Origin of the sequence: Kocuria subflava (genome assembly GCF_012163155.1) — a bacterium.
GTDB lineage: Bacteria > Actinomycetota > Actinomycetes > Actinomycetales > Micrococcaceae > Kocuria > Kocuria subflava.
The window spans coordinates 1-13,014 of record NZ_JAAVUN010000038.1 but is presented as its reverse complement, the minus strand read 5'-3'; the positions used below and the strand labels follow the sequence as shown (position 1 = coordinate 13,014).

The window sequence follows — 13,014 nt, the reverse complement described above, 5'->3', positions numbered from 1 at the left end:
ACGCGCAACATCCGGACAACGAGATCAGATGACCGTCCGCGTCATCAACCTCATGACCCGCAACAGCTAGGCACACCGAGTGAACCAACTGGGTTGCATGGGTGGTATCTCAACCCTTGACCGGTTTCGGCCTGATGACCTCCCAACCGCCAACAACTCGGTCAGTCGCGTGGGTCTGTCACCACGCGGGCGATGTGCAGCGCCAAGTACGCGGTTTCATCAGGCGTCACGGTGGTGTCCAGGCGCAGGTCCAGCAGTGTGGCCACCAGTTCCGCGCACCGGTATGCCTCGGGTTGTGACTCCCGGATCGCTTTCCCGACGGCGGAGGGCTCACCTTCCAACTGTTTGCCCGACTGGATACGGACGAACAGGTAGCGCAGGTGGGTGATGAAGCGGGCCACACTGATGCTGGTGCTCTCCAACTTGCGCCCGTAGGTCTCCCCCACCACGTCCAGCAGCTGTTGGAGGATGCCCGTGAGCTTGTACGTGTAGGACAGGTCCCCGGTGGTGAACCCCACGTTGACCAGGTGCATGGCAATGGCCACGGCCTCCCCGTCCGGGAGTTGGACTTCGCTGACCTGGTTCACGGACGCCAGGACCTTCCGGGCCTGGGCCAGTTCCTGGGGGAACAGGTGGCCGACCTCGCTCTCCAGGGGGTAGTCCAACCGGATGTCCTCACGGACACGTTTGATGGCAAAGCTCAGGTGGTCGGAGAGTGTGACCAGCAGGGACGGGCTGCTGTCCGCCACTTCGGACAGGCCGGCAGCTTCCAGGGCAACCACCGCCAGCTTGACGTGTTCGGGCGGCACGGCAGCCACCAACTGGCCCAGGTGGTCAACATCCCGTCCATCCACGGGTGCAAAGGTCCGCACCACCTTGGATTCATCCACGCTCTGCCCGGGTTTGGCCTGGAATCCCAGGCCGCGGCCGGTCAGCACGACGTCGTCACCCCGGCTGAATCGGGCCAGCACCACGTTGTTGTTGAATACCCTGAGAATCTCCAAGTCTCTCCCTCCCCTCAGCCCGCCCCGCACCCACACGTGCGCGCGCCCACGCCCACGTACTGTCGAGACCTCCGTTCCAGCCCAGGATCAGCGTGAAAACGGGCTGAAACGGAGGTCTCGGCAGGTGAATGCCCGGTCAGGCGGTCAGTGAACCACCGTTGGTGGCAATGACCTCCTTGTACCAGTCAAAGGACTTCTTGCGGTAGCGCTCCAGACTCCCCTGACCGTAGTCGTTGCGGTCCACGTAAATGAAGCCGTACCGCTTGGACAGCTGGGCGGTTGAGGCGGAGACCAGGTCAATGCAACCCCAAGTGGTGTAACCCAGAAGATCAACACCATCCGCAAGGGCCTCCCCCACCTGGGTCAAGTGCTGGTTGAGGTAGTCGATGCGGTAATCGTCCTGCACGGTCTTCACGCCGTCGACCTCAAGCAGCTCATCCTTGGCGCCCAACCCGTTCTCCACAATGAACAACGGCTTCTGCCACCGGTCCCAGTAATCATTGAGCACAATCCGCAGACCGACCGGGTCGATCTGCCAACCCCACTCGGAAGCCTTCAACGTGGGGTTTTTGGTACCACCCATGATGTTGCTCTCGCCGGCTTCCTGAGACGGATCAGCCGATTCACAGACGCTCGAGTAATAGCTGAAGGACACGAAATCCACCGTGTTCTTCAGGTCCTCACGGTCCTGATCGGTGATCTCCAACTCCACACCGGCTTCCCTCAGCGTCCGAAGGAAGTATCCGGGGTAGTACCCGCGGCAGTGGACATCGCCAAACGCGTAGTTGGCCTGCTCCGCTTGCAACGCCTTGAGCACGTCCTCCGGATTCGGGGTCAGCGGATAGGTGGGCATGGCCAGGATCATGCAGCCGATTTGGGCACCGGGTGCAACCTCCCGCGCCAGGCGAGTCACCCGGGCCGAGGCCACCAGCTCGTGGTGGATCGCCTGGTACAGATCCTGCTTGCTGAGCTCCTCCTTGGGAGTCAGAATGCCGCCAGCCATCAGGGGTGCGTGGATGATCGCGTTGATCTCATTGAACGTCAGCCAGTACTTGACCCGCTGCCCGTAACGCTCAAAAAGCACCCGAGCGTAATGTTCGTAGAAATCGATCAGACGCCGGTCCGTCCAGCCGTCGTACTCCCGGGCCAGGTGCAAGGGGGTCTCGTAGTGGGAGATGGTCACCAACGGCTCAATGCCATGCTTTTCCAGCTCGTCCAAAACACGGTCGTAGAACGCAAGACCCTCCTCATTGGGGGTGGCGTCATCGCCGTTGGGGAAGATCCGGCTCCAGGCAATGGAGAAACGGAAGGTCTTGAACCCCATCTCCGCGAACAGAGCGATGTCCTCCGCATACCGGTTGTAGAAGTCAATGCCCGTGAGCTTGAGGTTGTCCTCCGTGGGCTCCTCCGACGGCGGAGCCATGATGCCCTTGGGCATGATGTCTTGGATGGACAGGCCCTTCCCGCCCTGGTCATAGGCACCCTCGAACTGGTTGGCGGCGGTGGCCCCGCCCCACAGAAATCCTTCAGGGAACGTGGTGGTCATTGATTTCTCCTGTCCTTGTGCGTTGCAGTTTTGTTGGCCTGGGGTCACGGAATCACGACGACGGCGGGCGCGCCCACCTCAACCGGCCCGGCCACAGCCGGGGTGACCTCTTGCAGCTTGGCGGTGTTGGTGATGGTCAGAATCACGGTGGGGTCATAACCCGCGACCTTGACGGCATCGAAGTCCACGGTGGCCAACAGGTCCCCCGCGTTGACGGCATCCCCCTTCTTGACCGCGTTGGTGAAGTGCTGGCCCTTGAGCTCAACGGTGTCGATGCCGATGTGCACCAGCAGCTCCACTCCGTCCGGGGACTTCAGTCCAAAGGCGTGCCCGGAGGCTGCCACGGAAATGACCTTGCCGGAGATGGGCGAGCGGACCTCGTTCTGCTCCGGAACGATCCCCACACCGGTACCCAGGGCACCGGAGGCAAACACCTTGTCCGGCACCTCTTCCAAAGCGACCATGCGCCCAGAGACCGGGGCGACGACGTCGACCACCGAGGTGCGGCCACTGGTTCCCGTGGAGATGGTGGCGGCTGACGACCTACCACCGGCCTGTGCCGCGGTGCTGGTGGATCCAGCGGTACTGCCTGCAGCAACGGCCGTGGTGGCTCCTGTGACAGCGGCCGGGTCCTGGGGGGCCGGTGCGGTCTGGTCCGGGGGCGCCGGGACGGCTGCCTCGGTGGCGGGCGCTGCGACGTCGTCCGGGGTCTCGCGGTCCAGGAAGAGGAAGGTCAGCAGGAAGGCGATGACCATGGCCACACCGCAGCCGATGAGTGTCAGGGCAAAGCTGCCCACGTACATGTACGCAGGCAGCGCCAAGGCGGAGGGCACCACAAAGGTGTTCGCCGCACCGCAGCCAATGCCGATGATGGCGCCACCCACGGCACCGCCGACCACGCCGAAGTAGAGGGGCCGCTTCAACGGCAGGTTCACACCGTAGATCGCGGGTTCGGTCACACCAGCCATGATGCCGGACAGTGCTGCGGGGCCGGCCAGCTGGCGGCGCTTAGCGCTGCGGCTGCGCAGGAACACGGCCAATGTGGATGCACCTTGGGCCAGAACTGCTGCGATTGCCGGGCCGGCCAGAAGGCTGTAACCAACGGTGGTGAGGTCATTGACAAAGATCGGTACCAAGCCCCAGTGCAGTCCGAAGATCACCAAGATCTGCCACAGGCCACCCATCAAGGCGCCACCCAACCAGGGTGCCAGGTTGAACAGATAGGTGATGCCGCCGGCCAGACCCTGTGCCGCGTAGGTGGAGATGGGTCCAATCAGGATGAGCACCAGCGGCACCATCACGAACAGGGAGATCAGCGGTTTGGTGAAGTTACGGATGGCCGTGGGCAGGATCTTCTCCATGCCACGTTCCAAATAGCTCAGCAACCAACCCGCCACGATGATCGGGATGACCGAGGAGACGTAGCTGGTCATGATCACGGGGATGCCCATGAAATGGACAGGCTCCCCGGTCTCATTCAAGGCAATGATGGTCGGGTACAGCAGCGCACCGGCAATGGCCACCAACACGAACTGGTTGACACCAAACCGCTTGGCCGTGGTGATCGCCAGCAGAACGGGAAGGAAGTAGAGCACCGAGTCAGCTGCGGCATCCAGGATGGTGAAGGTCTGGGACTCGGGGTTCAGCACACCCAGCGTGACCGCCAGAGCCACAAAAGCCTTGAACAGACCGGCACCAGCCAGGGTCCACACCACCGGCAGGAAGATCGATGAGATCAGCTGGATGAACTGGTTGACCAGGCTCTGCTTCTGTCCGGACTGCTTCTCACTGGATCCGGCCCCTTCCGCGTCATCCGGCAAACGCCGCGCAAACGCGTTGTAAACCGTTCCAACGTTGTCACCGATGACCACCTGGAACTGGCCGCCGGCCTCCACCACCGTGATCACACCGGGCAGCTGGCCAACCGCCTGCTTGTCGACCTTCTCCATGTCACGGATGCGCAAGCGCAGCCGCGTGATGCAGTGCGTTGCGTTCTCCACGTTCTCAGCTCCGCCGACCTTCACCAGAATGTCGTCGGCAAGAGCTGGATAATCCACCTTTGCCATGGATCCATCTCCCTTGTCAGTCACGCCCCGCACGTCGTCGTGAAGGGCTCCGTTGGTCACGCTCGGCGGACTGGGTGGCGGAATCGGGCACAAAAAAAGACCCGAGACGCACCCGTGGTGCATCTCAGGTCTTGCCTTGAACCAGCTCCCCGAGCGGGAGGCCAAGTAACAATCCTGTGAGCGTCAACTCACCAGAGACACTAGACCTGGATCACACCGACGGCAACCCAGTGGCCACAGGTTGCCACGCCCACCCGGCGTACGCTCCCTCGCGGCCGAGACCTCCGTTTCAGCCCAGGATCAGCGTGAAAACGGGCTGAAACGGAGGTCTGGGCGATGGTGGATCACAGGGGTGGCCAGGGGATGCGGTAGCCGCCGGTTTCGTCGAACGGGAGCACCCCGGCATCCAGGAGTTCACGGACCCGCAGCTGAATGGCGTACTGCTCCACGGGAAACAGCAACTCCTCCAGTTCAGCAGGCAGGTCATCCTCCAAACGCTGGAGGTCAGCAACCAGGTCCTCCGGCAGCGGCAGGCCTGCGAACTCCCAGATCACCGTGCGCAGCTTGAACGGCGCGGAGAAACACAGCCCCTGATCAATCCCCCACACGTGCCCGTCCGCGCCCAACAGCACATGGCCACCTTTGCGGTCGGTGTTGTTGGCAACGACGTCGAACACCGCCGTCCGCATCAACTGCTCATGAGTCTCTGGGTGGTTGTCGTAGAGCGTGAAGTAGTGCTGCCGCGGGTCATGCGGGATGAATTTCTGCACGGAACCGGGACCGAACGGGGCGTCGTCGCGCAGCACGGTGGGCGGCACCAGATTCCACCCCAGACCCTCTGACAGGACATAGGCCGCGCGCTCACGCCGGTAGATCCGCGGCGGGAAATCACGCAGCGGCCGCTCCCCCTCCTCAGGCTTGTAGACCGCCATGGACTGTTCGGCTTCACCCAAGACCTGCACCAACAGCGCGGAGTTGCTGCTGGACTCGATCAGCCCCACCAGTTCGATGTCACCGGTGGCCAGGAGGGCTTCGTCGTCGTACATGGGCTCAGGAGACCAACGACGCCAAGGAGCCCTCGGTTGAGTTGACGCGCAGCACCTGCGGCGCCTGCCCCGGGTGATACGCGATCACGGAGACCGAGCACGGATCCACCACGATGCGCTGGAACTGATCCAGATGACTGCCCAGTGCGTGCGCCAGCAGAGCCTTCAAGGGATCAGCGTGGGAGAAACACACCACCGTGCCGCCCGGATGCGCGCCTTGGATCCGCTCCACGACATCCACCATCCGCGCCTGCATATGGCTGAAGCTCTCACCGTTGGGGAACCGGAACGACGACGGCGTCCGCTGCACCGCCGACCACTCCGGCAGTTTCATCAGCTCCGTGAGGGTGCGCCCCGTCCAGTCACCGAAGTCGCATTCAATCAGATCTGGCTCCACCACGGCAGTGAGCCTGGTGGCACGCTCGGTGGGTTCAGCCGTTTCACGCGTGCGCTCCATGGGAGAGGTGTAGATGGCACTCACGGGCACTCCGGCCAGTCGGTCGGCCACGTGTTGCGCCTGGTCACGCCCCGTCTGGGACAGGTACAAGCCGGGTGCGCGGCCCGGTAGAACCTGGCCGGTGGTGGGCGTCCGCCCATGGCGCACCAAGATCACCGTGGTGGGCTTCTGCGCGCTTTCTGCCGCCGTGCTCTGGCTGTCTGTCACGGGCTCCACGCTACTCCGGCCCGCTGGGGCCAGGCTCCTGGCTCCACATACTGTGCAGACATTCGATTGCTTCATCCTCAGACATGGATGCAATCTCCCGTGCTGACAATCCCTTCCTGATCAAGCGCTCCACGACGTACAGCGGCGGGGACTGCGCATCAGGCTGAACCGGTCTGCTCCGTCCGGGCACCACGCGATCCCGCGCGCACGTCCAGAACTCATCAGCGGTCACTTCCAACTGGTCGCGTGAAACATGTGCCCACAGGGACGGGCGGTACTGCGTTCGATCCACAGGCCGTGAGATTCGAGTTCTCAGGATTCGCCCGTCGGTCAGAGTCAGCTCATAGGTGCGGTGGTGTGTAACCGGCTTGCCCGATGCTCCACGCACAAGAACCCACCCTTCAACCGTACAGAAGTCATCGTGGTCCTCCCTGGTGGCCGGTGGGTATTTACTCACCCTTCCGCCTTGAGCCAGTCGGTGAGTTCTTGGTCCGAGGAGAGATTGATCAACTGCACCAGACCCCAGTGATCCGCGTGATTGGGAGCCAACCGGAGTCGAGAACCCCAATCCTGCGCGTATTCACGCAGCACAACGATCAAGTCATCGATCGCCTCCTGCAAGGTGGCTCCTTCTGCAGCGAAAGGACGTCCGTCCAGGAAGATCACGTACCCGCCTTCTTCCACCACCGTTCGAGCATGCGCCGGGCAGGTCAACTCCAGGTACCGGCGCAGGCGTGGCCCAGAAACCAGGGCGGTGTGCGCAGAGCCCCGGTGCACGGACACCAGATGGTCGTTCTCGGCGGCATCCAGCACCTGTTTGAAGTTCTGGCGGGCTTCAGAGGATGAATAACTGAGTTGAGGAGTGGTGGACATGACTCCATGGTCACCTTGTACAACTTGTACGTCAACCAGCCCGGACCGGTCCCAGGCATGGTTGCAACAACAGCACCGCCCGACGCCGACCGGTGTCTTGTTCCGGTGATGTCACTCCAGCAGCGATTTGTGCCGCTCATCAGCGCTGATGGGCGGCACAAACCACTGTTCGGCGGAGAAGATCGGCACAACTCACTGCTCGGCAGGCAGAGCCGGCAGCAAACACCCACTTGACGGCAGGTCTAGCGTTGGAAGTGTGACTGAGCGCCCCAGTATCAAGACCCTTGGTGAACTCCGTGCAGCGGGGATCGAGCACCGTCCATTGCGTGAGGAAATCCGCCACAATCTGCTGACGGCCCTGGCGGAGGGCCGTGATCCGTGGCCCGGCCTGCACGGCCTGCAGGACACGGTGTTGCCCCAGGTGGAGCGGGCCTTGATTGCAGGCCATGACATCGTGCTGCTGGGTGAACGCGGCCAGGGCAAGACCCGTCTGCTGCGGACCATGGTGGGGCTGCTGGACGAATGGAGTCCGGAAGTTGAGGGCTCTGACCTGCACGAACACCCCCTGGATCCCATCACGGACGCCACCCGCGCCCGCATCCAGGACGAGGGTGATGCGCTGCCCATCACTTGGCGCCACCGCGACGAACGCTACGTGGAAAAGCTGGCCACCCCGGACACTTCCGTGGCCGACCTGATCGGGGACGTGGACCCCATTCGCGTGGCAGAAGGCCGCCGTCTGGGGGATCCGGAAACCATCCACTACGGCCTGATTCCACGCGCCCACCGCGGCATCGTGGCCATCAATGAACTCCCTGACCTTGCTGAACGCATCCAGGTGTCCATGCTCAACGTCATGGAGGAACGTGACGTCCAGATCCGCGGTTACGTGCTGCGCCTGCCCCTGGACGTCCTGGTGGTGGCTTCGGCCAACCCGGAGGACTACACCAACCGTGGGCGGATCATCACCCCACTCAAGGACCGGTTCGGCTCGGAGATTCGCACTCATTACCCCCTGGAGTTGACGGACGAGATCGCCGTGATTCGCCAGGAGGCCGAGCTGGTGGCCCAGGTACCGGACACCCTCTTGGAGATCCTGGCCCGCTACACCCGGTTGCTGCGCGAGTCCTCCGCGGTGGATCAGCGCTCGGGTGTCTCCGCCCGGTTCTCCATTGCCGGTGCGGAAACCACCGCTGCCGCGGCTCTGCGCAGGGCCACCGTCCACGGGGAGGACCAGGCGGTGGCTCGTCTGGTGGACATCGAGGCCGCCGTGGACGTGCTGGCCGGAAAGATCGAATTCGAATCAGGTGAGGAGGGCCGGGAAATCGCCATCCTGGAGCACCTGCTGCGCCGGGCCACCATGGAGACCGTGCAGTCAGCCTTCCGTGGGGTCAACCTGGGCCCACTGATTGAAGCCCTGGACGGCACCGTGACCATCGGCACCGGCGGCAACGTCCCTGCCCAAGAGTTCCTGAACTCCCTGCCCGCACTCAGCGACGACGACGAACCCGGCCACCCCTCCGGTGAGGAATCCGGCGGAACGGAAGCGGCCGACGTCGTGAATCTGTACGACCAACTGGCCGAACGACTGAGCGCGGAAACACCCGGTGAGCGGGCCAATGCCATTGAACTGGCCTTGGAAGCCCTGTTCCTGTCCCAGAAGATCTCCAAGGACGCGGACGCCGAGGGCACCATCTACGGCTGAGAGCCGGGAGGGGGAACAGGGATGGCAACGCATCGCCATTACAGTCGGTACGGCCGCTACACAGGCGGGCCGGATCCCTTGGCGCCACCGGCTGATCTGACCGAGGCGCTGGAGGCGATCGGGCGTGACGTCATGGAGGGGTACTCGCCCCAGGAGGCCCTACGGGAGTTCCTGCGCCGCGGGGGTCGCAATCAGCGTGGGCTGGATGACCTGTCGCGCCGCGTGCATCAAAGGCGCTCTGACCTGCTGAAGCGCCACAAACTGGGTGGCACGTTGGACGAGGTCAAGAAGATCCTGGACCAGGCGCTGCGGTTGGAACGTGAGCAGTTCCTGCGGGATGCCCGGCTGGATGCCATGGATCGCCAGTTCCGTGAGATGCAGTTGGACGGGCTCTCCCCCTCCACCGCAGCGGCGGTCAGTGAGCTGGCGGATTACGACTGGGCCTCCCAGGCAGCGCGGGAGAAGTACAACCAGATCAAGGACTTACTGGGTCGGGAGGTTCTGGACCAGCGGTTTGCCGGGATGAAACAGGCCCTGGAGAACGCCACGGATGAGGACCGTGAGCGTGTGAGTCAGATGCTCGGCGACCTCAATGACCTGCTGGCCAAGCACGCCCGCGGTGAGGACACGCAGGAGGACTTCCAGGAGTTCATGAAGCAGCACGGGGAGTTCTTCCCGGAGAATCCGCAGACCGTGGAGGAGCTAATTGACGCCATGGCGCAGCGCTCGGCCGCAGCCCAACGGATGATGAACTCCATGACCCCGCAGCAGCGGCAGGAGCTCATGCGGCTCTCCGCGCAGGCATTCGGATCCTCTGAGTTGATGGCGCAGTTGGGCCAACTGGATGCCAACTTGCAGGCCTTGCGCCCTGGAGAGGACTGGACGGGTTCCGAGCGATTCGAGGGCCAGGAGGGCATGGGCCTGGGCGACGGCACGGGGTTGCTGCAGGACATCGCGGACCTGGAGGCTCTCTCCGATCAGTTGGCGCAGAACCACCAGGGTGCGGGGCTGGATGACATCGACGTCGAGGCATTGGCCCGCCAGCTCGGTGATCAGGCCGGCGTGGACGCACGAACCCTGGCCGAGTTGGAGCGGGCCCTGAAGGACTCCGGGCTCCTGCAGCGTGCTTCCGATGGCTCCCTCAAACTCTCCCCACGGGCCATCCGACGCCTGGGCAAATCCCTGCTGCAGGACACCGCGCGTCAACTCAGTGGGCGCACCGGCTCCCGGGACACCCGGCACGCCGGTGCCGCCGGGGAACCCACCGGGGCCACCCGCGCCTGGCAGTTCGGCGACGTGGAGCCCTGGGACGTCACCCGCACCATCACGAATGCTGTGCAGCGCACCGTCATGGAAGGCGGATCCACCGCAGGGGGCGTGCGGTTGGGGGTGGACGACGTCGAGGTCCAGGAGACCGAGGCACGAACCCAAGCTGCCGTGGTGCTGCTGGTGGACACGTCCTTCTCCATGGCGGCGGAGGGCCGGTGGCTGCCCATGAAGCGCACGGCTCTGGCCTTGCACCATCTGGTCTCCACGCGGTTCCGCGGGGACGCACTGGAGCTGATCACCTTTGGCCGCTGGGCGCACACCACGGATGCCGAGGAGTTGACCGCCCTGCCCCCGGTGCACGAGCAAGGCACCAACCTGCATCACGCATTGCTGCTGGCCAACCGCTTCTTCCGCCGTCACCCCTCCATGCAGCCGGTGCTGCTGGTGGTCACCGACGGCGAACCCACCGCACACCTTCTGCCTGACGGTGATGCCTACTTCAACTGGCCCACCAGCCAGCACACGCTCAACCACACGGTGGCCGAGCTGGACAAGACCTCCCGGCTGGGTGCCCAAACCACGTTCTTCCGCCTGGGTGATGACCCCGGTTTGGAGCGGTTCCTGGGTGCCATGGCCCGCCGCGTGGACGGCCGTGTGGCGGCTCCCGAGCTGGATGACTTGGGCTCGGCCGTGGTGGGGGAGTATTTGGCCCACCGGAACTGGTAAAAATTTTCCATGACAGCGCATTCGGATTTCGGGTGGCGGCCTCTGAACCGCCGAACTCTGCTGGGCAGCGCCGGTGCTTGTGCGCTGGCCGTGCTGGCCACCAGTTGCGGTTTGGTCACCGGGGGCCGCGGTAGCGACCAAGCGCGTGAGCTCGCTCAGGCTCTGACAGACCGGGACGTCTCCGGCATCACCTTTGCGGGAACCTCTGGTGCCGATGCCCAGGATCAGTTCGACCGGATCGTGGCCAACATCCCTGGGGCCACGTGGGATGTTGAGGTCAGTTCCTTGGGGGAGATTTCCGACGACGGCGTTCGGCCTGCCACTCTCTCCTGGACCTGGGACGTCCCGGGGTTGGATCAACCCTGGAGCTACGACACCACGGTGGAGATCCGCTCTGACGATGACCAGAACTGGGCCCCGGCGTGGTCCCCCACTGTGATTGAACCGTCCCTTGCGGAGAATGAAGGCCTGCGGCTGAGTAGCACACCGGCTGAGCGTGGCAACATCCTGGGTGCCGGGGACCAGGTGATTGTCTCCGAACGCCCGGTCCATCAGGTGGGGTTGGACCTGAGCCAGGTTTCACCTGCGGACCGTGAATCCGCGGCCAAACGGTTGGCCCAGCTGGTGGACGTGGATCCAGATTCCTACGCGGCCACTGTCTCATCCGCTGCAGGCGATGCCTTTGTCCCGGCGATCTCCCTGCGCCAGGACGCCTACCGCGATCTTGATTCCGCCGCTGCGGCCGGGATTCCCGGATACCGGGCAGATCAGACCACCATGGCACTGGCACCCTCCCGCACGTTTGCCGCCAGCACCTTGGGGCGGGTGGATGAGGTCACCGCAGAAGACATCCAGAACTCTGACGGCGATCTGATCGCAGGGGACCAGATCGGCCGCGGTGGCCTCCAGGAACACTTCAACTCCTGGCTGGGCGGAACCAAAGGGGTGGTGGTCTCCGTCTGTGAACTGCACGAGGACGGAGCTCCTGTCACCGGAACTTCGCGGGCCATGACGGACAGTGATCCCGTGGCCGGGCAGGACCTGCACATCACCCTGGACAAACGACTCCAGGAAGCGGCTGAGTCCACGTTGGCGGATGTGGAATCGCCGTCGGCCATCGTGGCCATCCGCCCTTCTGACGGGCACATCCTTGCGCTGGCGGACGGTGCCGGATCCCAGATGTACCCCACAGCGGCCCAGGGCCAGTATCCGCCCGGCTCCACGTTCAAGGTGGTGACCTCCCTGGCCATGGTGCGGTTGGGGGACACCATGGAGTCCACGGTCAACTGTTCGCAGGACATCACCGTGGACGCCACGCAGTTCGGCAATGCGCCGGGTTACTCCTCCGCGTTCATCGGGGAGATTCCCATCAAGGACGCCCTGGCGCATTCCTGCAACACGGCCTTCATCTCCCAGTACGACCGCGTGACCCACACGGATCTTCTGGAGGCTGCAGAGTCCTTGGGACTCGGGCAGACCTATGAGCTGGGGATCAACGCCTTCAGCGGTTCCATGCCGCAGGAGGCATCGAGTGTTGCCCACGCCGCTTCCCTGTTCGGTCAGGGCCGCACCCTGGTCTCCCCGTTGGCCTTGGCGGCCATGACGGCATCGGCCGTTGCCGGGCAGATGGTGGTGCCGCAACTGGTCACGGACCGTGAGGCGTTCAATGGTGCTTCCGAGTCCCCGTCTGAAACCGCATCGCCGACCCCGTCTGCTCCCCCTCTCACATCTGATGAGGCTGAACAGTTGCGCCGCGGCATGCGCGAGGTGGTCACCACCGGCTACCTGCAAGACTTGAAGGCACTGAGCCCGGACACCGCCATGGGCAAGACCGGCACCGCCGAGTTCGGCACGGATGACCCGCCCAAGACCCACGCCTGGATCATCGCCGCCCACCAGGACCTGGCGATCTCCGTGTTCGTGGAGGACGGTGAAGGCGGTGCCGTCACCGGGGGGCCCTTGGCCCTCAAGTTCTTGGAGGCCGCCCAGGGGTCCTGACCCTGTTCCCTACCGCCGAGACCTCCGTTATGTCCCATCTTCAGCAGGTGGATTCATGTGGTGGTTGCAACACCGGTTTTGTGGTCGGTGTTCAGCAACTGCGTGAGGACCTCAGCA

At 63.9% G+C, this 13,014-nt stretch carries 9 protein-coding genes; 3 read left to right on the top strand and 6 right to left on the bottom strand.

The features are described 5' to 3' along the window. Positions 1–161: 161 nt before the first annotated feature. From GTW58_RS12285 to GTW58_RS12260, 6 genes are all read right to left on the bottom strand, one after another. Complete coding sequence (locus GTW58_RS12285; RefSeq protein ID WP_119933732.1) at positions 162–1,004, bottom strand: PRD domain-containing protein; 843 nt, start codon at positions 1,002–1,004, stop codon at positions 162–164. Positions 1,005–1,140: 136 nt separating this feature from the next. Continuing rightward, positions 1,141–2,550 (bottom strand): glycoside hydrolase family 1 protein, encoded by a 1,410-nt coding sequence (locus GTW58_RS12280; RefSeq protein WP_119933731.1) that lies wholly within the window; start codon positions 2,548–2,550, stop codon positions 1,141–1,143. Positions 2,551–2,594: 44 nt separating this feature from the next. Further along, positions 2,595–4,676 carry a glucose PTS transporter subunit IIA gene (locus GTW58_RS12275; RefSeq protein WP_168023531.1) on the bottom strand — a complete coding sequence of 694 codons (2,082 nt, stop codon included), beginning with the start codon at positions 4,674–4,676 and terminating at the stop codon, positions 2,595–2,597. A gap of 284 nt (positions 4,677–4,960) precedes the next feature. After that, the gene (locus GTW58_RS12270; protein ID WP_047688911.1) at positions 4,961–5,662 is read right to left on the bottom strand and encodes an SCO1664 family protein; all 702 of its coding nucleotides are present in this window, start codon (positions 5,660–5,662) and stop codon (positions 4,961–4,963) included. Between the two features lie 4 nt (positions 5,663–5,666). Further along, the gene (locus tag GTW58_RS12265) at positions 5,667–6,326 is read right to left on the bottom strand and encodes an MSMEG_4193 family putative phosphomutase (protein ID WP_232818132.1); all 660 of its coding nucleotides are present in this window, start codon (positions 6,324–6,326) and stop codon (positions 5,667–5,669) included. Between the two features lie 453 nt (positions 6,327–6,779). Further along, complete coding sequence (locus tag GTW58_RS12260; RefSeq protein WP_119933727.1) at positions 6,780–7,199, bottom strand: prevent-host-death protein; 420 nt, start codon at positions 7,197–7,199, stop codon at positions 6,780–6,782. Positions 7,200–7,455: 256 nt separating this feature from the next. Between GTW58_RS12260 and GTW58_RS12255 the strand changes: the two genes are divergently transcribed. The 3 genes from GTW58_RS12255 to GTW58_RS12245 are packed head-to-tail and all read left to right on the top strand — an operon-like array spanning position 7,456 to position 12,897. Continuing rightward, positions 7,456–8,904 carry a sigma 54-interacting transcriptional regulator gene (locus GTW58_RS12255; RefSeq protein ID WP_119933726.1) on the top strand — a complete coding sequence of 483 codons (1,449 nt, stop codon included), beginning with the start codon at positions 7,456–7,458 and terminating at the stop codon, positions 8,902–8,904. Between the two features lie 21 nt (positions 8,905–8,925). Beyond that, positions 8,926–10,899 (top strand): vWA domain-containing protein, encoded by a 1,974-nt coding sequence (locus GTW58_RS12250; RefSeq protein ID WP_119933725.1) that lies wholly within the window; start codon positions 8,926–8,928, stop codon positions 10,897–10,899. 9 nt (positions 10,900–10,908) lie between these two features. Then, complete coding sequence (locus GTW58_RS12245) at positions 10,909–12,897, top strand: penicillin-binding transpeptidase domain-containing protein (RefSeq protein WP_119933724.1); 1,989 nt, start codon at positions 10,909–10,911, stop codon at positions 12,895–12,897. Positions 12,898–13,014 lie beyond the last annotated feature (117 nt).